We start from the raw sequence: 22,663 nt of genomic DNA on the forward strand, positions 1-22,663 counted from the left end.
GCCTCACGGCGAAGGCGGGCGCACCGTCGTCGGGCCGCCACTTCCGGCACACTGGTCGGACGAGATGGGGGGGCGAACGGGTGCTGACAGCGGAAACCGTGGTGGACCGGGTGGTACCTCGTGAACCGCGGATCTCCCCGGACGGCCGGTGGGTCGTGTACGTCACGGCCCGGGTCGGCCGGGAGGGGGAGTACCCGGTGAGCGGGCTGTGGCTCGCGCCGGCAGACGGCGGTGAGCCGGCCCAGGAGATCGCGGGCGGCGAGGCCGGGCACCGGGCACCGCGGTGGGCGGCGGACTCGGGTTCGGTGTACTTCCTGTCGGACCGGGACGACCGCGGAACGTCGCAGCTGTACCGGATCGGCCTCGCCGGCGGCGCCTCCGAGCGGCTGACGGACCGGCCCGCGGGCATCAGCGGGCACGTCCCGCTGCCGGACGCCATGGTGCTGATCGCGCCGGACCCGGACGAGCGTGGGGCCGATCCGCGGGTGCGGACCGTCCGGCCGGACGGGGAGCGGCGGACCTGGGATACCCGAGCCCGCCCCGACCGCCTCTGGCTGCTCGACCTCGCGACATCCGCCATCCGTCCCCTGGGCGACCTCGGCGACCGGCACGTGTGCGAAGTCGCCGCCCGGCCGGACGGCGCGAGCCTCGCCGTCTTGACCTGGTCCTGCGCCGATCGCGAACCGGGTGTCTTCGAACCCGGCCTCCACCTTGTCGACCCCGCCACCGGCGAGACCCGCGACCTCGGCACCCCGGCCCTCGAAGCGTCCTCACCGGCGTGGTGGCACGACGCCACCGGCTGGCACCTCGCGCACCTCGGCCTGACCCCGCCCGGCCCGGTCGGCGGCACCGCCGTCTTCGCGGACGGCGCCAACCTCACCGAAGGCATGACGATCTGCCCGGCCGAACTCGTCCAGGTCGACGACGGCCCACCCCTCGTCCTGTTCGCCGAAGGCCTGGACACGACCATCCGCCGCCTCGGGCCCGCTTTCCCGCGGATCGCCGAAGTCCAGGGCACGTCCCTCACCGCGAGCCGCGACGGCCGGACCATCGCCCTGGTGAGGAGCACCGCCACCGAGCCCGAGGACGTCTACGCCGGCCCACCGCACGACCTGCGACGCCTCGGCTTCATCGCCCCGGACGGAACCTGGGGCACCCAGCACCGGCTGGACTACCGAGCCCCGGACGGCCTGGACCTCGACGGGCTCCTGGTCCTCCCGCCGGGCAAAACGAAGGCTGATGGCCCCTTTCCCCTGGTCACCCTCGTGCACGGCGGCCCCCACGACCGGTACGCCGACCGCTTCCACCTCGGCTGGTACCCCTCGGGCCAATGGCTCGCCGCGGCCGGCTTCGCGGTCTTCCTCCCGAACGCCCGAGGCGGCCTGGGCCACGGTCACGCCTTCGCGGCCAGCGTCGCGGGGGACGTCGGCGGCGCGGAGTTCACCGACGTCCTCGCCGGCATCGACCTGCTCGTGGAGGAGGGCATCGCCGACGAGAGCCGGCTCGGGATCGGCGGCTGGAGCCACGGCGGCTTCTTCGCCGCCTGGGCCGTGACGCAGACCGACCGCTTCGCCGCCGCCCTGGTCGGCGCGGGCGTGATCGACTGGCCGGTGCTCGCGGCCACCGGCGAGCACACGCGGTTCGAAGCCGCGCTGGGCGGCGTGGAGAACAGCCCCATCACCCACGCCGAGAAGATCCGCACACCCGTGCTCATCCTGCACGGTGAGGGCGACACCAACGTCCCGCTGTCGCAGGCGGAGCTCCTGCACCGCGCCCTCGCCGGCAAACACCACGAGTACGTCGTCTACCCGCGCGAGAACCACTCGATCCGCGAACGCGACCACCAGATCGACGTCCTGCACCGCACGCGCGCGTGGTTCTCAGACCTGCTCGCCTAGCTTGAACTCCGCTTCCCCGGCGCCGAAGGAGAACCCGTCCGCGCCGACGGTGACGTCGGCTTCACGCGGCTCGGCCCGGGCGACGACCTCCCGCACCGCGCCGTCGAGGTCCAGCACCACCGACGCGTCGGTGTACCAGCTCGGCACCACCGGGTTGCCCCACCAGTCGCGGCGCTGGTTGTCGTGCACGTCCCAGGTGATCACCGGGTTGTCCGGGTCGCCGGTGTAGTAGTCGTGCGTGTAGATCTCGACGCGGTGCCCGTCGGGATCCCGGACGTAGAGGTAGAACGCGTTCGACACGCCGTGCCGGCCCGGGCCGCGTTCGATCATGCCCGGCTTGCGCAGCGCGCCCAGGTGGTCGCAGATGTGCAGGATCTGGTGCCGTTCGTGCGACGCGAACGCGATGTGGTGCAGCCGCGGGCCGTCGCCGCCGGTCAGGGCGACGTCGTGGACCGTCGGCTTGCGGAACATCCAGGCCGCGTACACCGTGCCTTCGTCGTCCTGGATGTCCTCGGACACGCGGAAACCCAGGCCCTCGTAGTACTTCCGGGCCGCCGGGACGTCCGGGGTGTCCAGGTTGAAGTGGTCCAGCCGCGACAGCGCGCCGGCGCCGTGGACGTCGTAGCGCTGCGTGAACCGCTCGACGTGCTCGGCCTCGTGGAAGAACTCCACCGGGAACCCGAGCGGGTCGACGACGCGCACCGCCTCGCCGATCCCGCGTGTCGCCCCCGCCGCCCGGCGCTCGACCCGGCAGCCGAGCGCACGGTAGTACTCCTCGGCCAAGGCGAGGTCGGCGGCGCTCCGCACGCGGTAGGCGAGCACGGCCAGCGCGGGCGTGGATCCCTTGCGCAGCACGAGGGAATGGTGGAGGTACTCCTCGAAGGCCCGCAGGTACAGCGCGCCGGAATCCTCGTGCGTGACCACGAGCCCGAGCACGTCGACGTAGAAGGCGCGGGACGCCGCCAGGTCGGTGACGACGAGCTCGGCGTACGCGCAGCGCAGGATGTCCGGCGGGGTCATGACTGTCCTTTCGGGACGCTGCCGAACCGGGCGGTGTGCACCGGCCCGAGCGAGACGTGGATCGCCTGCTGGTGGGTGTAGAAGTCGAGCGAGCGGTAGCCGCCTTCGTGGCCGAGGCCGGACGCCTTGACCCCGCCGAACGGCGTCCGCAGGTCGCGGACGTTGTGCGAGTTCAGCCAGACCATCCCGGCTTCGACCGACTGCGCGAAGGTGTGCGCACGCCGCAGATCCGACGTCCACAGGTAGGCGGCCAGGCCGTACTTGACGTCGTTGGCCAGCGCCAGCGCCTCTTCCTCGGTGTCGAACGGGGTCAGCGCGACCACCGGCCCGAAGATCTCCTCCTGGAAGATCCGCGCGGACGACGGCACGTCGGCGAACACCGTCGGTGCCACGTAGTTGCCACCGTCCGAACCGGACGGACGGCCGCCGCCCGCGAGCAGCCGGCCTTCCGACTTGCCCAGCTCGACGTACCGCATCACCTTCTCGTAGTGCTCCGGGTGCACGAGCGCGCCGACCTCGGTGGCCGGGTCGTGCGGGTCCCCGACGACGATGTTCGCCGCCCGCGCGGCGTACCGCGCGCAGAACTCGTCGTAAATCGGGCGTTCGACGAGGATCCGGCTGCCGGCGGTGCAGCGCTCGCCGTTGAGGGAGAAGACCCCGAACAACGTCGAGTCGAGCGCGGCGTCGAGGTCGGCGTCGGCGAACACGATCGCCGGGGACTTGCCGCCCAGCTCCATCGACATGCCCTTGAGCCCGGCCGCGCAGTTGCGGTAGATCGTCTGCCCGGTCGTGGTCTCGCCGGTGAACGAGATCAGCGGCACGTCCGGGTGCTTGACCAGCGCGTCGCCCGCCTCCTCGCCGAAGCCGTTGACCAGGTTGAACACGCCCTCCGGCAGACCCGCGTCGGCGAAGATCGCGGCCCACAGGCTCGCCGACAGCGGCGTGAACTCGGCCGGCTTGAGCACCACCGTGCACCCGGAAGCCAGTGCGGGGGCGAGCTTCCAGCTCTCCAGCATGAACGGCGTGTTCCACGGCGTGATCAGCCCGGCGACCCCGACCGGCTTGCGGTGCACGTAGTTCACCTGCCGCCCGGGCACCTGGTAGGTGTCGTCGGCCTGCGCGACGACGAGGTCGGCGAAGAACCGGAAGTTCTCGGCGGCGCGCTGGGCCTGCCCGAGGGCCTGGGTGATCGGCAGGCCGGTGTCGAACGTCTCCAGCTCGGCCAGCCGGGCGTCCTGCGCCTCGACGGCGTCGGCGATCCTGTTCAGCACCCGCGCGCGGGCTCGTGGCAGCATCCGCGGCCAGGGCCCGTCGGTGAACGCGCGCCGGGCCGCCGCGACCGCGCGGTCGACGTCCTCGGCCTGGCCCGCGGCCGCGGTCACGTACGGGGTGTTCGACACCGGGTCGAGCACGTCGAACGTCTTGCCCGACACACTGTCGACGAGCTCCCCGCCGATGTAGTGCTTCAGCTCGCCCGGCAGTCCTTCCGGGACGTAGTGGGTCATGCTTTCCCCTTCACGGTGAAGCCTTCGGCCGGCGTCAGGTACTTCTCGCCTTCGGCCATGAAGTTCCGGATGCGGGCGAGACCGGCTTCGGTCGGCGTGATCAGCGGCGGCCGCACATGCCCCGACGCGATCAGCCCGCGTTGCTCCAGCACCCACTTGCCGGGGGCCGGGTTGGTCTCGACGAACAGCAGGTCCACCAGCGGGTGCAGGCCGTAGTGGATCTCGCGGGCGCGTTCGTGATCACCCGACTGCCAGGCGGTGTACATCTCCGCGCAGGCGGCCGGGGCGATGTTGGCCGTCGCGCTGACGAACCCGGCGCCGCCGAGCGCCAGCAGCGGCAGGCAGAGCAGTTCGATCCCGGACCACACCAGCAGCTCCCGCCCGCACAGGTGCAGCACGCGGGAGAAGTGCTCGAAGTCCTTCGTCGTCTCCTTGATCCCGACGAAGTTGTCGCACGAGCGGAACAGCCGCGCGACCGTCGCCGGCGCGAGGTCGACCGCGGTCCGGCTCGGCACGTTGTACGCGACGATCGGCAGGTCCGGGAACTCCCGGCAGACCGTGCGGTACCAGACGAACAGCGCGTCCTGCGTGGGTCGTGCGTAGTACGGCGTGATGACGAGTGCCGCGTCGATCCCCGCGTCGCGCGCGGCGGCGGTGAGTTCGAGCGTCTCGTCGAGCTTCGCCGAGCCGGTGCCGGGGATGAACGGGACGCGGTCGCCGACCTCCGCGGCCACCGTGCGGATCGCTGCGGCGCGCTCGGCGATCGTCTGCGACCCCGGTTCGCCGGTGGAGCCGCCGATCGAGATGCCGTGGGTGCCCGAGGCGAGCTGCCAGCGCACCAGGTTCTTCAGGCCGTCGTGGTCCACGGCGCCGTCGGCGGTGAACGGCGTCATCAGCGGCGCGATCGACCCGCGGATGGCCTGGGGGTCGGAGCGGAAGCGCATGGGTTCCCTTTCTGCGTCAGGGATGGCGGTGGGCGAGGAAGGCGTCGAGCGTGGCGAGCCGGTGGGCGCGGACGGCCTGTTCGACGTCCGCGGCGGGAGCGCTCGCGTCGAGCAGGCGGAGGATCTGCTCGTGCTCGGCCACGGACTGCCGCGCGCGGCCGGGCACGAAGCTGAACGTCGAGGTGCGCAGCCCGCTGAGCCGGTCCCAGCCGCGCCGGACCAGGTCGAGGACCTGCGGGTTGGGGCAGGCGGCGAACAGCACGGCGTGGAAGTCCCGGTTGAGCGCGGTGAACCGGGCCGGCTCGAAGTGCCCGAGGCAGTCGGCCAGGTCGGCGTTCAGCGCCCGGGCCTCTTCGAGCGCCCCGGCCGGCAGGTGGGGTGCAGCCAGCGCGGCGGCGTAACCCTCGACCAGGGCGAGGGTCTGCATCGTGTGCTGGTACTCGCTCTCGTCGACCATGGCGACCTGCGCGCCGACGTGGCGTTCGAACGTCACCAGCCCCTCGGCCTCCAGCAGCCGGATCGCCTCGCGGACGGGGACCACGCTGACGCCCTGTTCCTGGGCGAGCTGGCCGAGGACGAGCCGGTAGCCGGGGGAGAAGGTGCCGTCGGCGATCCGGGCCTTGATCCACTCGTAGGCGATCCGCGACTTGCTCATCGCGGTGCCGTTCACCGTTTCGCGAGCCATGCGGCGTACCTCCCGCGCCAGTGCTCGTCCATCGGGTAGAGGCCTTCGACGCGCTCGCCCGCGGCGACCCGCTCGGCGATGAACGTCTCCCGCAGCTCCTGCTCGATCGCCGCGTCGACGACTTCCTCGACCAGGTCCGGCGGGATGACCAGCACCCCGTCGGCGTCGCCGACGATGACGTCGCCGGGGCAGACGGCCGCGCCACCGCAGGCGATCGCGACGTCGACGTCCCACGGCACGTGCCGGCGGCCGAGCACCGCCGGGTGCGGCCCGGCGTGGTAGGTGGGAATGTCCAAAGCGGACACCGCGGCCAGGTCGCGGACCCCGCCGTCGGTGACGATCCCGGCCGCGCCGCGCACCTGCGCCCGCAGCGCGAGGATGTCGCCGACCGTGCCCGTGCCGCGTTCGCCGCGGGCCTCCATGACGAGAACGTCGCCGGGCCCGAGGGCGTCGATCGCCCGCTTCTGGGCGTTGTAGCCGCCGCCGTGGGATTTGAACAGGTCGTCGCGGTAGGGCAGGTAGCGCAGGGTCCGGGCGCGGCCGGTCAGCCGCGTGCCCGGGCGGGTCGACGTCAGACCTTCGATGAAGACGTCGTCGAGCCCGCGCTTGCGGAGCTGGACGGAAAGCGTTGCGGTGCCCACGGATTCGATGCGTGCCCTGAGTTCCGCGGTCAGTTCGAAGTCCGATGTGGACGTTCCGTACGCGTCGGCTCGCTGCTGATCGTCGGAGCGGGGGAGCGCGCCGTACGGTCCGAACGGGACGGTGCCCGCGGCGATCGGCGTGACCAGCCGGCCGGTGGTGTGGCCGGCGGTGTCGACCTCGACCTCGACGACGTCGCCGGGGACGGCGACCGAGGCGCCCGCGGGCGTGCCGGTCAGGACGACGTCGCCGGGGTCGAGGGTGATCAGCTGGGAGAGGTCGGCGACCAGGCGGCCGAAGCCGAACAGCAGGTCGGCCGTGGTGTCTTCCTGGACCAGCTCGCCGTTGAGCCAGGTGCGCAGCCGGAGCGCGGCGGGGTCGACGTCGGCGGCGGGCAGCACCGCCGGGCCGAGCGGGGTGAAGCCGTCGCCGCCCTTGGACCGCAGGTTGCTGCCCTTGTCGGCGTAGCGCAGGTCGTACACGCCGAAGTCGTTGGCCGCGGTGACGCCGCCGACGTGGGACCAGCCGGCTTCGGGGGTGACGCGGCGGGCGGTTCGGCCGATGACCAGCGCGATCTCGCCTTCGAAGCCCAGCAGTTCGGTGCCGGCCGGGCGTTCGAGCGCCGCCCCGCTCGCCGCCACCGACGTCGGCGGCTTGAGGAAGTACGACGGCTGCTCCGGGACCCGGCCGCGCTGGGCGGCGCGCGAGCGGTAGTTGAGGTGCAGCGCGATGATCTTGCCGGGTCGCGCGATGCTGGTCATCCGGGGTTCCTGCCTGCCGGTACGAGAAGATATCTCAAATGATATACGATCGGTGGGACAAGGGAACCCCCGATCGGGTTCCCTGCCTCGCGTGGGCTGCGCCGCTGGGGCGACTTGCGCCCGCCCGCAGGGCAGGAGCTTCCGCGTCCCTCGCCGCCGAGCCGAGTCGCGACCGCCCGCGTGGCCGGGGCCCCGTCGCCGGGGGTACCGATCGGCCCGCCTCCTGGCGTCCTCCCGCTCCGGCATGTGATCCTCGTCGGGGGAGGGGAGCGGGGATGGAGTCGTTCGGTACTCGGCTGCGTCGGCTTCGGCGGGCCGCGGAGCTGACCCAAGAGGCGCTGGCCGAGAAGTCCGGGCTCAGCGGCCAGGCCGTCGGCGCGCTCGAACGCGGGGACCGCCGCTACCCGCACCGCGAAACCCTCGACCGGCTCGCCGACGCCCTCGGCCTCACCGGCGACGAACGCGCGGAGTTCGCCGCCGCGGCCACCAGGCCCGGCACGCCCGCCGGTACCAAAGTCGTCCCCCGGGAACTGCCCGGTGGCATTGCCGCCTTCACCGGCCGGGATGCCGAGCTCGAGCGGGTGCTCGGGCTGCTCGGCGAGGCACGTCAAGGCGTCGTCGTGGCGATCGCCGGGATGGCGGGCGTCGGCAAGACCGCGCTCGCCCTCGAAGCCGGCCATCGGCTCGCCCGGCGCTTCCCCGACGGCTCGCTGCACCTCGACCTGCGCGGACACGCCGCCGACCCGCCGGATCCGCTCGACCTGCTCGACCGGCTCGTCCGCGAGCTCGGGGGCGAGCCGCCGACGCCGTTGTCGCTCGACTCCGCCGCCGCCCGCTTCCGGACGCTGCTCGCCCCGAAGCGCCTGCTGCTCGTGCTCGACAACGCCCGCGACGCCGCGCACGTCGCGCCGCTGCTGCCCGGCTCCGGGGGCTCGGCGGCGATCGTCACCAGCCGCGTCGCGCTCACCGACCTGCCGCAGGCGCACCAGGTCCTGCTTGACGTCCTGCCCGAGCCCGACGCGCTGCGCCTGCTCGCGGCCGAGATCGGGGCCGAGCGTGTCGCGGCCGAACCCACCGCCGCCCGGACGGTCGCGCGCCTGTGCGGGTACCTGCCGCTGGCGCTGCACCTCGTCGGCGCGCGGCTGGCGACCCGGCCGCGCTGGCCCGTCGCCCACCTCGCGCACCGGCTCGACGACGAACGCCGGCGGCTCGACGAAACCGGCGTCCGGACCAGCTTCGCGCTCGCCGTCGGCGCGCTGGACGACACCGCGGCCCGCGCGTACCCGCTCCTGTCGCTGCTCGACGTCCCGGAGCTGTCGGTGCCCGTCGCGAGCCGGCTGCTCGACGCGCCCGAGCCGGAGACGGAGGCGCTGCTGGAGCGGCTCACCGACGAGCACCTCCTGACCACGCCCGCGCCCGGCTGGTACCGGCTGCACGACCTGCTCCGGCTCTACGCCCGGGAACAAGCGCCGGCCGGCGAGCGGGCCGCGGCGATCACCCGCGTCGTCGAGCTCTGCGCGGCGATGGCCTGGCGGAGCATGGCGCTCGTCTCCGCGGCCTCGCACCGCCACGACTGGGCGGCCGGGCGGTGGGCGGCCGCCGGACCGGCCTCCGCCGACGAGGTGTTCGCCTGGCTCGACCGGCACCAGGCGCACCTCGTCACGGTCGTGCGGCAGGCCGCCGCGACGCCCGGGGTGCCGCCCGAGGCGATCGCCGCCGTCGGGCTCGGCCTGTACGAATACCACCGCGCCCGGGCCCGCTGGCGGGACGCCATCCAGGTCGACGAGGTGGCCCTGGAGCTGGTCGACGGCGTCGACCCGGTCGCGGCCGCGACCCTGCGCAACGACCTCGGGGTCGCCGAGGCCGAGCTCGCGCACGGCGGCGAAGCGGCCGGCTTCCGGCGGTCGCACGCGTTCCTCCGCCGGAGCCTCGCGGACTGGGAGGCGATCGGCGACGAGCGTCAGCTGGCGGGCATCCTCAACAACCTCTGCTTCGTCTACGGCCTCGGCGACGACGTCGACGCGGCCATCGGCTTCGGCGAGCGGAGCCTGGCGCTCAACCGGTCGCTCGGGCTGCGGCACGTCGAGACGCTCAACCTGGTAAACCTGGCGGTGCTGTACGGACGCCAGGGCGACCGCGCGCGCGAGCTGGCGTACGCGGCGGAAGCGGTGGCCGTCGGCGAGGAAACCGGCGATCTGCGCGGCATGGCGTACGGCCGGATGCGGATCGGGATCGTGCACCGGGAGCTGGGCCGGTTCGACGTCGCGGTCGAGGAGCTGAGCCGGAGCGCGGACCTCTGGCACGAGTCCGGGGTCCGGCTGTACGAGGCGATGGCGCTGGCCGAGCTGGGCCGCGCGCACGTCGGCCGCGCGGACCGCGACCGGGCGCGCGAGGTGCTCACGGACGCGCTGGAGCTGCTGCGGGAGTACGGCGGTGCGGAGCGCGTGGCCGAGGTCCGAGCGGAGCTGGACCGATTGTGACCACCGGCGTCAGGTAGGGCCGGGGACGGTGCACGGCGACGCACGAGATCAGGCCGTCGTGCTTCGCGCAGGCGACTTCGACGGTGTCGCGCACCCGCTCGACGACCACGATGTGCGTCCGCGCTTCCGCGGCCGCGGCGGGCACCGCGATGAGCGGGGACGCCGCGACGAGCGCGGTGAGAAGGATCCTCCAGGCTGCTCTCACCGGTGCCTTTCTCATCGGGAGCGGCGGCAGGAGTGATCTTCGCGGCGGGCGGCCCGGCGCGACAGCGACAACCTCTACGAAGGACCTCTACAAACGCGGCGTCAGGCGACCGTGTCCTCGGCCAACGTGCGCAGCAGCGCCGCGAGACCGTCCGGGGCCCGGCCGTGCAGCCTCGCGCTCGTCACCACCGGCGCGCCCGACTCGTAGCAGCGGCGGAAGCCCGCCTGGCCGAGCCGGCGCCACAGGTCGTGGTCCTCGCCCGTCGCCCGGCGCCCGAAGCCGCCCACCCCGTCGAACGCGTCCGCGCGCACGCCCAGGTTCGCGCCGTACACCGACCCGTGGCCCTCCGTCGTGCGCGCGTGGTCGAGGACGTCGTCGTACCGCGAAAGGGCCCGGGCCGACGTGCTGAACGGGGCCGACAGCTCCGCCGTCCCGGCGATCGCGTGGTACCCCTGGCGGGCCCGGGCCAGGTGCGCCCGCGCCCAGCCCGGCGTCACGCGCGAGTCGGCGTCCGTGCTCAGCAGCAGCGTCCGCGCCGCCGGGGTGCCCAGCAGCGCGCGGACCCGGGTGACGCCCAGGTCGCGGACCTCCCCGATGGTCCACGCCGACCGGGAGACCACGACCACGCCGGGCACGGCACCGAACGCCGCGCGGGCCACCTCCGCCGTCGCGTCGCCGCAGCGGTCCGCGACGACGCAGACCGCGCGCGCGACTCCGGCGGGCAGCCGCCGCAGCGCGAGATCCACCGCGCGGACGCAGGCACCGACCAGCGTCGCTTCGTCGCGCGCGGGCACGACGACGCCGACCGCCGTGATCACCGGCGCCTCAGCACGTGCAGCAGGAACTGCTCGTCGGTGTGCTCGACCAGGGGCTCGAACGCGGGGTGCGCGAGCAGCCGCGCGTGCGCGTCCCGGGCATCGCGCGGTGCTTCGGGCGCCCACGGGAGCCAGTGCACGGCCAGCAGGTGCCCGCCGAGTCGCAGGGCCGCCGCCGACGCCTCGATCGTCTCGTCGAGCTCGCGATCGTCCAAGTAGTACAGAAGCTCGCTGTGGACCAGCAGGTCGGCCGGCCCTTCCGGGATCCCCGACGGAACCGCTCCGATGTGGACGTCCACATGGGATAGGTCGGCGACGGCGGCGCGGGTGCGCTCCACCGCCGCGGGCACGGGGTCGAACGCGAGCACGCGGCCGGCGCGCGCCGCGAGGTCGCGGGTCAGTACGCCCACCCCGCACGCGGGCTCGACGACCGTGTCGTAGTGCTCGTCGGGCAGGCAGGCCAGGACCACCGCCCGTTTCCGCCGCTCGTACCACTTCGTCCCCACCGACCACGGGTCTTCCGCGGCGGCGTACAGCGACGCGAACCGGCTCACCGGCGCCGACGTCCGCGGCGGCTCGCGGAAGAACACCTCGGTGTCGCCGCCGAAGTGGGCCAGCACCTCCTCCGGCAGGATCGGCTCCTCGCCGCGCGGGCCGGGCTCGAGCTGGGAGGTGAACGTCGCGATCGCGGCCGCCTTGGCGTGCCGCTCCGCTTCCGTGAGTCGCAGGGACCGCGCCCGGGGCCACGGGATGGCCGGGTCGTCGGGGCGCAGCCGGCGCCAGAGCCAGATCGGGTACGACCAGCACTGCGCGGGCACCGGCGCCGCGGCGAGCGCGGCCTGGGCGGCCGCCCGGTGGTCGGGGTGGGGGTCGTCCGGCCAGGGCAGCAGGCACAGGTCGCGTCCGTCCGCGTGCGGGCGCAACGCCGAGGTCAGCTCGTCGGCGTGGGACGCCAGGTCGGAGTCCGGCAACCCGAGCCACACCGGCTCGACGGTGGAAAGGCCTTGTGCTCGCAGGGAATCCGCCAGTTCGCGACGGCGCGTCCTGGCCAGCTCACGACGTTCCCCGGCACCGGAGGCGGGGAACGCGGCCTCGCCGTCGGTCGCCACGACGAGCGTCACCGCGGTCCCGGCGGCGTGCAGGCGCTGCAGGAGGCCGCTCGCCCCGAGCGTCTCGTCGTCCGGGTGCGCGGCCACGATGAGGGCGTGCTCGAACGGCTCGCCCGGCCAGTCCGGGGTCATGCCGTGCCCAGGACGGTGCGGCCGAGGGCGGCGAGATCGCGTTCCGCGTGGTGCTGCCGGACGTAGACCGGCAGGTCGGCGACTCGCTGGGCGAAGCGCCGGTCCCGGCAGGCCGGCGTCGGCCCGGTCACCTTCAACGCCCGTTCGAGCACCTCGACGGCGGTGCGCTCCGCGGCGGCGCGGCAGGTTCCCGCGAGCAGCGCGTCGACCACACCGGGAGCGGCGAGCGCGAGTACGGCGTCCGCGCAGCTCAGCGCGGTGTGCATCGCGCCGACGTGGGCCAGCTGGTGCTCGTCGGCGGCACCCCGGTCGCGCAGGTGGGCGAGGGCACCGTCGAGGACACCGGCGGCTCCGCCGAGCCAGACGGCCGCGACGCCGGCCCCGCCGAGCGCGAACCCGGGCCGGGCCACGTACCAGCCGGGCGGCCCGACGAGCGCGCCGGGCACGCCGTCGAACTCCACGTCCCCGCTGTCGGAGGCGTCCATCCCGACGGCCTGCCACGCGTCCGGGTGCCGCCGCACGCGCGGATCGGCGAGGTCCACTTCGACCAGCCGGTCGCCCGCGGCGACCAGTGCGCGTTCGAGCAGGGAGAGCCCGGAGCAGAAGCGGACCGTCCCGGTGAGCGCGCCGCCTTCCAGGACGGCCCCGGTGCCGCCCGACTTCGCCGCCCACACGCCGTAGAGCGCGCCGGCGGCGGGGGAGCGGCCTGCCTCGGCGAGGATGGCGACGGCGTCGGCGTGGCCCTCGGCGAGCCGGGCGAGCGTCAGGTCGCGGCGGCCGAACGCGGCCAGCGCCGCCCAGCGGTCCGCGGTCCGCGAACCACCGGGCAGGGGCAGGTCGAGCTCGCCCGCGGCGTGCAGCGAGCGCAGCTCGGCACCGACCGACGCGGTCGTGCGGGGGAACGGCAGGGGTTTCGGAGGGGTCTCCGCCAGCAAGGCACTCACAAGATCAACGGTTACCCGTTTCGCCGCGAGTTACGCGGGAGTGTGAACAATTCGCCCGTCGGGCATCCTCGGACCATGACGAAAACCCGCGCCTACCGCGACGGCGTGCTGCACAAGGAAGACTTTCCCGTCGCGGACGTCTCCGATTTCCTGGCCGAGCCGGACACCGCGGTGTGGGTCGACCTCTGCGAACCGTCCGAAGCGGACCTGACCGAACTCGCCGGCGAGCTGGGCCTGCACCGGCTCGCCGTGGAGGACGCCGTCCAGGAGCACCAGCGGCCCAAGCTCGACCGCTACGACGGGCACGCCTTCCTGACCGCCTACGCCGTCCGGTTCGACGCGGAGACCGGCGAGGTCGAGACGTCCGAGCTGGCCGCGTTCCTCACGCGGCGGGCGCTGGTGACCGTGCGCAAGGACGACGGCTTCGACATCGACGCGGTCGTGCGCCGGTGGGACCAGAACACCGAGCTGGCGAAGTCGGGTGTCCCGTTCCTGGCGCACGGCCTGCTCGACGTCGTCGTCGACGGCCAGTACGAGGCCGTGCAGGCGCTCGACGAGCAGGTCGAAGCCCTCGAGGACCTGGTGTTCGACGACCGCCCGGACCAGTCGCTGCTGCAGCGGCGCTCGTTCCGGTTGCGCAAGAGCCTCACCGCGCTGCGGAAGGTGGTGCTGCCGATGCGCGAGGTGATCAGCTCGCTGATGCGCCCGGACCTGCGGCTGGCCGACGAGCTGACCCGCCCCTACTTCGAGGACGTCCACGACCACGCCCGGCAGGCCGCGGAGCAGACCGAAGCGCTGCGCGAGCTCGTCACCACGATCCGGGAGACGCAGCTGAACCTGCAGAGCAACCGGCTGAACCTGGTCATGAAGAAGGTCACCGGGTGGGCCGCGGTGATCGCGGTGCCCACCGCGGTGACCGGGTTCTACGGCCAGAACGTCCCGTACCCGGGCTACGGCGCGACGAGCGGGTTCTGGGCTTCGACGGTCGTCGTGCTCGTGCTTTCGGTGGGGCTGTACGCGCTCTTCAAGAAGAAGGACTGGCTATGACGCGGGCACCGGGTCGCCGCGCCGGATCAGCTCCCGGCCTCGCTCGTAGTCCTCGTCGGCTTCGTGGGTGAGGACGCCGGCCGCCTTGCCGTCGCGTTCGTACCAGACCGTGAACCCGCCGTCGTCGCGCGGCAGCGGGCGGGCGCGGTCGAAGCCGTCACCCCACGCCGCGTACTTCAGCACCCGGTCGCCGACCACCGACCAGAAGCCCGGCACCTCGTCCCACACGGCGTCTTCGCCCGCTGCGGTCCGGCCGACCACCTCGCCCATCGCGAGGCCTTCGCCCCAGTGCTCGACGGCCAGCGCGCGGCCGGCCGCCGGGTTGTGGGCGAGCGCGACGTCGCCCGCCGCGAGCACGCCGGGCGCGCTCGTGCGCAGGTGCTCGTCGGTGCGGATCCGTCCCTGCTCGACGGTGAGCCCGGCCGCCTCGGCCAGTTCGATCCGCGGCCGGACGCCGGTGGCGAGCACGACGAAGCCCGCGTCGAGGATCGGCACCAGGTCGGTGCGGATCCGGTAACCGCCCTCGATCGACGTCAGTTTCGTGCCGCGAAGCACGCTCACGCCCTCGGACTTGAGCCAGCGCAGGAGGAGTTCGCCCGCCTCGTGACCGAGCCGCTTCTCCTGCGGGACGTCCTCCTGGCAGACGACGGTGACCTGGAGCCCGAGCCGGGAGAGGGACACCGCGGCCTCGCAGCCGATGAACCCGGCGCCGACGACGACCGCGCTGCGCACGCCGGACGCGGCCGCGCGCAGCTCACGGGAGTCGGCGGCCGAGCGGAGGGTCCGGACGTCGGGGTGGTCGGCGCCGGGGATCCCGGGCCGGACGGGCTCCGCACCGGTGGCGAGCACGCAGGTGGTGAACCGGTGGACCGTGCCGGAGGCGGTGCGGAGCCGGCCCTCGCCCAGCTCGGTGACCGGGTCGCCGAGCGTGACGGTGACGTCGTGTTTCGCCAGGAAGCCGTCGTCCAGCGACGCAAGCCCGGCCTCGCCGCGCAGGAACTCCTTCGACAGCGGCGGGCGCTCGTAAGGCGGGTCGGCGTCCGCGGTGAGCAGGTGCACCGGACCACTGCCACCCGCTTCCCGGTAGGCACGGGCGGCGGACACACCGGCCGGTCCACTGCCGACGACGACGAGATTCTGGGCATCCATGCGGCGGGAGTACCCGGTCGGTGCGGCGCGCACACTTAAGTCCACAGTAGACGTTCCACTGTGGACATCGGAAGGAACGACCGGGGCTCGCGTCACCGGTCCCCGGGACGGCGTTCAGCCGAACGGGTCAATGCGGCCGGATGGCCTGGGGGGAAAGGAAAGGCTCGGGAGCACCGCCTGGAGAGCACGCACGGACACGGGTGCGGCTGGTTGCTCAACCGTTGCCGCTGAGCATAGTGCAGCTGCACTATGCTGGACCATCCCGGTGGGCACACCGGGACGGCGCCGGGGTGCCGACAAGCGAAGAAACGGGTGGCGGATGGGTGGGGCAATGGTCGAGGGGACGCGCCCGGGTGCGGGGGCGGACGCCTCGGGCGTCGGCGAGGCGGGGGAGCAGGAGCTGCGCCGGTTGCTCGCCGGCCTGACCGCGGTCCGCGACGGCGACTTCGGCATCCGGCTGCCCGGCGGGGCCGACGGCCTGCTCGGCGAGATCGCCACGGTCTTCAACGGCATGGCCGACCAGCTGTCGCTGTTCACCTCCGAGGTCACCCGCGTCGCGCGCGAGGTCGGCAGCGAGGGGCAGCTCGGCGGGCAGGCGAAGGTCCCGGGCGTCTCCGGCACCTGGAAGGACCTCACCGACTCGGTGAACGCCATGGCCGGCAACCTCACCACCCAGGTCCGCGACATCGCGCAGGTGGCGACCGCGGTGGCGAAGGGTGACCTGTCGCAGAAGATCGACGTCGACGCGCGTGGTGAGATCCTCGAACTGAAGGACACCGTCAACACGATGGTGGACCAGCTGTCGTCGTTCGCCGACGAGGTCACGCGCGTGGCGCGGGAGGTCGGCAGCGAGGGCCGGCTCGGCGGCCAGGCCCAGGTGCCCGGCGTCGGCGGCGTGTGGCGCGACCTCACCGATTCGGTGAACTTCATGGCCGGGAACCTGACCGACCAGGTCCGCAACGTCGCGCAGGTGACGACGGCGGTGGCGAAGGGCGACCTGTCGCAGAAGATCACGGTCGATGCCCGGGGCGAGATCCTCGAGCTCAAGAGCACGATCAACACGATGGTGGACCAGCTGTCGTCGTTCGCCGACGAGGTGACGCGCGTGGCGCGTGAGGTCGGCACCGAAGGGCGCCTGGGCGGCCAGGCCGACGTCAAGGGCGTCTCCGGCACCTGGCGCGACCTCACCGACTCGGTGAACTTCATGGCGGGCAACCTGACCGACCAGGTCCGCAACATCGCCCAGGTCGCCACCGCGGTGGCGAAGGGCGACCTGTCGCAGAAGATCAACGTGACCGCCCGCGGCGAGGTCCTGGAGCTCAAGGACACGCTGAACACGATGGTGGACCAGCTGTCGGCGTTCGCGGACGAGGTCACGCGCGTGGCCCGCGAGGTCGGCACGGAAGGCCGGCTGGGCGGCCAGGCCGACGTCAAGGGCGTCTCGGGGACCTGGAAGGACCTCACCGAGTCGGTCAACGTCATGGCCGACAACCTCACCGCGCAGGTCCGCTCGATCGCCCAGGTCACCACCGCCGTCGCGCGCGGTGACCTGTCCCAGAAGATCCGGGTCGACGCCCGCGGCGAGATCCTCGAGCTCAAGGACACCATCAACACGATGGTCGACCAGCTCTCCGCGTTCGCGGACGAGGTGACCCGCGTGGCGCGCGAGGTCGGCACCGAGGGCAACCTCGGCGGCCAGGCGACCGTCCGCGGCGTGTCCGGGACCTGGAAGAACCTCACCGACAACGTCAACGTGATGGCGTCCAACCTGACCGGCCAGGTGCGCTCGATCGCCCAGGTCGCGACGGCGGTCGCGCGCGGCGACCTGTCCGGCAAGATCACCGTCGAGGCCAAGGGCGAGGTCGCGGCGCTGGCCGACGTCATCAACACGATGGTCGACACGCTGTCGGCGTTCGCGGACGAGGTCACCCGCGTGGCCCGCGAGGTCGGTACCGAGGGCATGCTCGGCGGCCAGGCGCGCGTGCCGAACGTCGCCGGCACGTGGAAGGACCTCACCGACAACGTCAACTCGATGGCGAACAACCTCACCGGGCAGGTCCGCAACATCGCCCAGGTGACCACCGCCGTCGCCCAGGGCGACCTGACCCGCAAGATCGACGTCGACGCCCGCGGCGAGATCCTGGAGCTCAAGACCACGATCAACACGATGGTCGACCAGCTCTCGGCGTTCGCCGCGGAGGTCACCCGTGTCGCGCGCGAGGTCGGCAGCGAAGGCCGCCTCGGCGGCCAGGCCGAGGTCGAAGGCGTGTCCGGCACCTGGAAGCGGCTCACCGAGAACGTCAACGAGCTGGCCGGGAACCTCACCCGGCAGGTCCGCGCGATCGCCGAGGTCACCAGCGCGGTCGCCGAGGGCGACCTGACCCGCTCGATCACCGTCGACGCCTCCGGCGAGGTCGCCGAGCTGAAGGACAACATCAACTCGATGGTCGGGTCGCTGCGCGAGACGACGCGGGCGAACCAGGAGCAGGACTGGCTCAAGTCGAACCTGGCCACCATCACCGGGCTGATGCAGGGCCGCCGCGACCTCGCCGTCGTCGCGGCCGCGGTCATGGACGAGCTGGTCCCGCTGGTCAACGCCCAGTTCGGCGCGTTCTACCTGGCCGACGACACCGCCGAGGTCCCCGAGCTGCGGCTGGTCGGCGCGTACGGCCACCCGGAATCCGGCGCTGTCGGGGACGGCCCCGCGATCCGGTTCCGGATCGGCCAGTCCCTCGTCGGGCAGGCCGCGCGCAGCCGGCGGCCGATCGCGGTCGACGACGTCCCGCCCGGCTACGCGACGATCTCCTCCGGGCTGGGCAGCACCGTGCCGGCCAGCCTGATCGTGCTGCCGATCGTCGTCGAGGACCAGGTCCTCGGCGTGCTCGAGCTGGCGTCGGTGCACGGCTTCACCGCGGCGCACCGGGCGTTCCTCGAGCTGCTGATGGAGCAGATCGGCGTCAACGTGAACAGCATCGTCGCCAACGCCCGCACCGACGAGCTGCTCGGCGAGTCCCAGCGGCTGACCGCCGAGCTGCAGACGCGGTCCGAGGAGCTGCAGGCGCGCCAGGAGGAGCTCCAGTCGTCGAACGCCGAGCTGGAGGAGAAGGCGGCGCTGCTCGTCACGCAGAACCGCGACATCGAGACGAAGAACCTCGAGATCGAGCAGGCGCGCCAAGAGCTGGAGGCACGCGCCCAGCAGCTGACGATCGCGTCGAAGTACAAGTCGGAGTTCCTGGCCAACATGAGCCACGAGCTGCGCACCCCGCTCAACAGCCTGCTGATCCTCGCCCAGCTGCTCGCGCAGAACCCGACCCGCAACCTCAGCGCGAAGCAGGTCGAGTACGCGGGCATCATCCACTCCGCGGGCTCGGACCTGCTGCAGCTGATCAACGACATCCTCGACCTGTCGAAGGTCGAGGCCGGGAAGATGGACGTCACCCCGGAACAGGTGTCGCTGCGCGGCCTGCTGGACTACGTCGAGGCGACGTTCCGGCCGATGACCTCCCAGCGCAACCTCGACTTCCGGATCACCGTCGCCCCCGGCTCGCCGCCCGAGCTGCTCACCGACGACTCGCGGCTGCGGCAGGTGCTGCGCAACCTGCTGTCCAACGCGGTCAAGTTCACCGAGGTCGGCGGGATCGAGCTGCACATCGAGCCCGTCGACCCGGACCGGCTGCCGCGGCCGATGCGCGTGCACGGCCCGGCCGTCGCGTTCCGGGTCATCGACACCGGCATCGGGATCGCCGAGCACCAGCTGGAGTCGATCTTCGGCGCGTTCCAGCAGGCCGACGGCACGACCAGCCGCAAGTACGGCGGCACCGGCCTCGGCCTGTCGATCAGCCGCGAGATCGCCCAGCTGCTCGGCGGGTTCATCACCGCCGAGAGCACGCCCGGCGAGGGCAGCTCGTTCACGTTCTCGCTGCCGGTCGCGCGGCCGGACTTCGCGACGCTCCCCGCGGGCGAGCACCCCGGCACGGCCATCACGATCGGTGACGCCGGAGGCGCCCTGACGGCCTCGGTGCCACGAGCCCACCGGCGGCTGCTGGTCGTGGAGGAGCGTCAGCACGGGCTGCTGACGCTCGTCGCCGAGAGCGCCGCCGCGGACCTCGCCGACAGCCGCGACATCGGGATCTCGCCCGCCGAGGTCGAGGTCGTCACGGCGGTCGGGACGCAGGAGGCCGCGGCCGCGCTCGCCACCGACGCCTACCACTGCGTCGTGCTCGACCTGGACCTGCCGGACCGCACGGCGTTCGGCTTCCTCGACGCGATGCAGGGCGACAGCGCGCTGCGGCTGGTGCCGGTGCTCGCGCACAACAGCCGCCGGCTCGACGGCGAGCTGGAGCAGCTGGTGCAGTCCCGCGCGGACGTGCAGTCGCTGGAGGTGCTGTCCGGTCTCGACGAGCTGCGCGAACGGATCGCGCTGCACCTGTCGGCGGAGGAACCCGGGGCGGTGCTGCCGCTGGTCCGCCCGGACGAGCCGGCCGCGCCGGTGCCGGTGGCCGATGTGGACACGACCCTGGCCGGGCGCACGGTGCTGATCGTCGACGACGACCCGCGCAACGTCTTCGCGCTGACGGGAATCCTGGAGTTGCACGGCATGCAGGTGCTGCACGCCGAGGACGGCCGCAAGGGCGTCGAGACCGTCGCCGCGCACCCCGGCATCGACCTGATCCTGATGGACGTCATGATGCCCGAGATGGACGGCTACACCGCGACGGCGAAGATCCGCGCGATGCCCGAGCACGCCGCCATCCCGATCGTCGCGGTCACGGCGAAGGCGATGCCCGGCGACCGCGAGAAGAGCCTCGCCTCGGGGGCCACCGACTACGTCACCAAGCCGGTGGACGCGGACGACCTGATCGCCCGCATCAAGCGGCACGTGACGGCGTGATCGGCGACGAGCGGCCGGTCGAGGAGCAGGTCGTCCCGGTGCCGGCCGCGCAGGTGTCGGCCAACCTCGCCCGCCTCGCCGACACCGTCGCGCGTCTGCGCGGCGAGGTCGACCACGCCCACGCCGTCGCCGACGGCCGCGCGCTGATCGAGCTCGCCAAGGGCGTCCTGATGGAACGCCTGCACTGCACGCCCGCCGACGCCGCCCGGCAGCTGGACACGCTGGCGGCGCGGGCCGGGCTGACCCCGCTGGAGTTCGCCGCGGAGGTCGTCGGCGAGGCCGCCGAAGACCGGATCACCGAGGTGACGCAGGAGTTCCTGGCGCGCGCCGAGGGCGAGGAGTCCGTCGCGGTGCGGCTGCGCACCGCCGAAAGCGGCGTGCTCGCGGCGGGGGACACCCAGCGCGTCGCGGAGTCCATTTTGGAGCACGCGCTGCGGCCCCTCGGCGCGACCGCGGTAGCGGTGTGGCTCGCCGGGCCGGACGGGTCGCTCACGCTCGCCGGGTCGGCCGGGTTCTCGGCCGAGGAGGCGGCGCGCTGGCGTTACGTCCCGCCCGGCGTCGCGACCCCGGCCCGCAACGCGCTGTTCGAGCGCGACACGGTCTGGTACCCGACCCTGTCCGGTGGCGGGCTGCCGTCGATCGGGCAGCACACTCTCGCCGACGGCGGCCGCGTCGCGGTGCCGACCGGCACCGGCGGCCGGATCATCGGCGTCGTCGAGATGTGCTGGCCGGACCCGCTGCCCGCCGAGCCGGGCCGCCAGCGCCGGCAGCTGGAGGCGCTGGCGGAGCTGTGCGCGCACACGCTCGACACCTGGGACGGCGTCCTCGCCCCGGTGGCCACCGGCGGTGCGGGGGACTTCCTCTCCGAGCTGGTGGACTTCGTCGACGGGCTGCACGACCCGGCCGTGCTGCTCTCGCCGTGCCTCGACGGCGGCCGGCTGAGCGACTTCCGCATCCACCACGCCAACGTCCGGTTCGCCGACCCCGGCGGGCGGCCGCGCAGCAGGCTCGTCGGCGCGCGGCTGCTGGAGACGTACCCGCTCGCGGCCGGGGAGAGTGGCCTGCTGGACAAGATCCAGCGGGTGTACGCGACCGGGGAGCCGTTCCGCGCCGACAACATGGCGATCACCACGCTCGTGGACCAGGTGCCGCTGACCGTCCTCACCGACATCAGCGTGACGCGGTTCGCCGGCAACGTGCTGCTGATCCTGCGCATCCAGGACGACGCGGCGAAGCTCGCCGTGCTGCTGCAGCACGCCCAGCGGCTCGGCCGCATCGGCGGCTTCGAAGAGAACGTCGTGACCGGCGCGATCACCTGGAACACCGAGCTGTTCGCGTTCTACGGGCTGCCGCCGACCGCGACGCCGCTGTCGCTGAACGAGCTGGCCGCGCACGCCCACTCCGACGACGCGCAGGCGATCGGCCGGTTCCTGCGCGCGGTGCTGCACCACCGGCGCCCGGCGTCGACGGCGTTCCGGCTGCAGCGCTCCGACGGCGTCGCCCGGCACATCCGGGTGGTCGCCGAGCCGGTCGTGGACGGCCGGGGCGAGCTCGTCGCGGTCCGCGGGGCCTACCAGGACGTCTCGGCGCAGCACTGGACCGAGGTGGCGCTGGCCGCGACGCGGGACAGGCTGGCCGAGACCGAGCAGGAGGCGATCGAGCGCAACCGGCTCGCCCTGCAGCTGCAGCACGCGATCATGCCGCCGGCCAAGGGCCCGATCGACATGCCGGGCCTGCGGGCCGCGGTCCGCTACCGGCCGGCCGAGAAGGAGCACCTGGTCGGCGGCGACTGGTACGACGCGGTCGCGCTGCCGACCGGCGAGGTGCTGCTGTGCGTCGGCGACGTCGCCGGGCACGGCATCGACGCGGCCACCGGGATGGTGAGCCTCCGCAACGCCCTGCGCGGCCTGGCGGCGACCGGCGCCGGGCCCGCGCAGCTGCTCACGTGGCTGAACCTGGTGGCCTACCACCTGACCGACCACGTGACGGCGACGGCGGTCGCGGCGGTGTACGACCCGGCGACGGGCAAGCTCCGCTGGGCCCGCGCGGGGCACCTGCCCCCGATCGTCCGCCACCGCGACGGCGGCGCGACGACCCTCCCGCTGCTGCGCGGCTCCCTGCTGGGCGCGGTCCGCGACGTGGTGTACCAGGAGGAGGAGCTCCAGCTCGACGAGGGCGACATCCTGCTGATCTACACCGACGGCCTGATCGAGCGCCGCGACCGGCCGGTCCAGGAGACGGTGTCGCGCCTGGTGAGCCTGGTGAAGGGCCACGAGGGCGGGCTGGAGCACCAGCTGGACACGTTGCTGACGTACAGCACGGCCGACACCGACGACGACACGTGCGTGGTGGGCATCGAAGTCACGCGGGGGAGATGACCCGCCGCGCGTGATCGGAGGGTCGACACGCGTGAGTGGAGGGTCGACACGGCGGCGGCTG

Annotated in this window: 14 protein-coding genes; 5 read left to right on the plus strand and 9 right to left on the minus strand. The window is 73.3% G+C overall.

The features are described 5' to 3' along the window. Nucleotides 1-80: 80 nt before the first annotated feature. Entirely contained in the window at nt 81-1,898 is a 1,818-nt protein-coding gene (locus ACZ7PG_RS37550) for a S9 family peptidase (RefSeq protein ID WP_470243934.1), read from the plus strand. On the opposite strand, the gene hpaD is transcribed toward ACZ7PG_RS37550, so the two are convergent. Genes hpaD through ACZ7PG_RS37575 form a run of 5 tightly spaced genes read right to left on the minus strand, consistent with a single transcriptional unit; the run spans nt 1,881 to nt 7,452 of the window. Next, on the minus strand, nt 1,881-2,918 hold the full coding sequence (gene hpaD, locus ACZ7PG_RS37555; RefSeq protein ID WP_470243935.1) for a 3,4-dihydroxyphenylacetate 2,3-dioxygenase: 1,038 nt from the start codon (nt 2,916-2,918) through the stop codon (nt 1,881-1,883). The two genes, ACZ7PG_RS37550 and hpaD, sit on opposite strands and share 18 nt — an antisense overlap. Then, nucleotides 2,915-4,423, minus strand: a complete 1,509-nt coding sequence (hpaE, locus tag ACZ7PG_RS37560; protein WP_470243936.1) for a 5-carboxymethyl-2-hydroxymuconate semialdehyde dehydrogenase — start codon at nt 4,421-4,423, stop codon at nt 2,915-2,917. The genes hpaD and hpaE overlap by 4 nt, the downstream gene beginning before the upstream one ends. Beyond that, on the minus strand, nt 4,420-5,367 hold the full coding sequence (dapA, locus tag ACZ7PG_RS37565; RefSeq protein WP_470243937.1) for a 4-hydroxy-tetrahydrodipicolinate synthase: 948 nt from the start codon (nt 5,365-5,367) through the stop codon (nt 4,420-4,422). The genes hpaE and dapA overlap by 4 nt, the downstream gene beginning before the upstream one ends. 16 nt (nt 5,368-5,383) lie before the next feature. Then, nucleotides 5,384-6,052, minus strand: a complete 669-nt coding sequence (locus ACZ7PG_RS37570) for a GntR family transcriptional regulator (protein ID WP_470243938.1) — start codon at nt 6,050-6,052, stop codon at nt 5,384-5,386. Further along, entirely contained in the window at nt 6,034-7,452 is a 1,419-nt protein-coding gene (locus ACZ7PG_RS37575) for a fumarylacetoacetate hydrolase family protein (protein WP_470243939.1), read from the minus strand. The genes ACZ7PG_RS37570 and ACZ7PG_RS37575 overlap by 19 nt, the downstream gene beginning before the upstream one ends. Before the next feature lie 275 nt (nt 7,453-7,727). Between ACZ7PG_RS37575 and ACZ7PG_RS37580 the strand changes: the two genes are divergently transcribed. Next, nucleotides 7,728-9,932, plus strand: coding sequence for an ATP-binding protein (locus ACZ7PG_RS37580; RefSeq protein ID WP_470243940.1), 2,205 nt, complete (start codon nt 7,728-7,730; stop codon nt 9,930-9,932). Nucleotides 9,933-10,238: 306 nt separating this feature from the next. Here ACZ7PG_RS37580 and ACZ7PG_RS37585 read toward each other — a convergent pair whose 3' ends face one another. Genes ACZ7PG_RS37585 through ACZ7PG_RS37595 form a run of 3 tightly spaced genes read right to left on the minus strand, consistent with a single transcriptional unit; the run spans nt 10,239 to nt 13,137 of the window. Then, entirely contained in the window at nt 10,239-10,955 is a 717-nt protein-coding gene (locus tag ACZ7PG_RS37585) for a glycosyltransferase family 2 protein (protein WP_470243941.1), read from the minus strand. Beyond that, the gene (locus ACZ7PG_RS37590; protein WP_470243942.1) at nt 10,952-12,193 is read right to left on the minus strand and encodes a bifunctional PIG-L family deacetylase/class I SAM-dependent methyltransferase; all 1,242 of its coding nucleotides are present in this window, start codon (nt 12,191-12,193) and stop codon (nt 10,952-10,954) included. The genes ACZ7PG_RS37585 and ACZ7PG_RS37590 overlap by 4 nt, the downstream gene beginning before the upstream one ends. Then, a complete protein-coding gene (locus ACZ7PG_RS37595) occupies nt 12,190-13,137 on the minus strand; it encodes an acyl-CoA dehydrogenase family protein (RefSeq protein ID WP_470243943.1) in 948 nt (315 codons plus the stop codon). The genes ACZ7PG_RS37590 and ACZ7PG_RS37595 overlap by 4 nt, the downstream gene beginning before the upstream one ends. 75 nt (nt 13,138-13,212) lie before the next feature. Between ACZ7PG_RS37595 and ACZ7PG_RS37600 the strand changes: the two genes are divergently transcribed. Then, nucleotides 13,213-14,184 carry a magnesium transporter CorA family protein gene (locus ACZ7PG_RS37600; protein WP_470243944.1) on the plus strand — a complete coding sequence of 324 codons (972 nt, stop codon included), beginning with the start codon at nt 13,213-13,215 and terminating at the stop codon, nt 14,182-14,184. Here ACZ7PG_RS37600 and ACZ7PG_RS37605 read toward each other — a convergent pair. Further along, on the minus strand, nt 14,179-15,333 hold the full coding sequence (locus tag ACZ7PG_RS37605; RefSeq protein WP_470243945.1) for an NAD(P)/FAD-dependent oxidoreductase: 1,155 nt from the start codon (nt 15,331-15,333) through the stop codon (nt 14,179-14,181). The two genes, ACZ7PG_RS37600 and ACZ7PG_RS37605, sit on opposite strands and share 6 nt — an antisense overlap. A 331-nt stretch (nt 15,334-15,664) precedes the next feature. On the opposite strand from ACZ7PG_RS37605, the gene ACZ7PG_RS37610 reads away from it, so the two are divergent. Both ACZ7PG_RS37610 and ACZ7PG_RS37615 read left to right on the plus strand, forming a co-directional pair. After that, nucleotides 15,665-20,224, plus strand: a complete 4,560-nt coding sequence (locus tag ACZ7PG_RS37610) for a HAMP domain-containing protein (protein ID WP_470243946.1) — start codon at nt 15,665-15,667, stop codon at nt 20,222-20,224. Further along, nucleotides 20,221-22,602, plus strand: a complete 2,382-nt coding sequence (locus ACZ7PG_RS37615) for a SpoIIE family protein phosphatase (RefSeq protein WP_470243947.1) — start codon at nt 20,221-20,223, stop codon at nt 22,600-22,602. The genes ACZ7PG_RS37610 and ACZ7PG_RS37615 overlap by 4 nt, the downstream gene beginning before the upstream one ends. Nucleotides 22,603-22,663 lie beyond the last annotated feature (61 nt).

It is taken from the genome of Amycolatopsis sp. NPDC114504 (genome assembly GCF_055633595.1).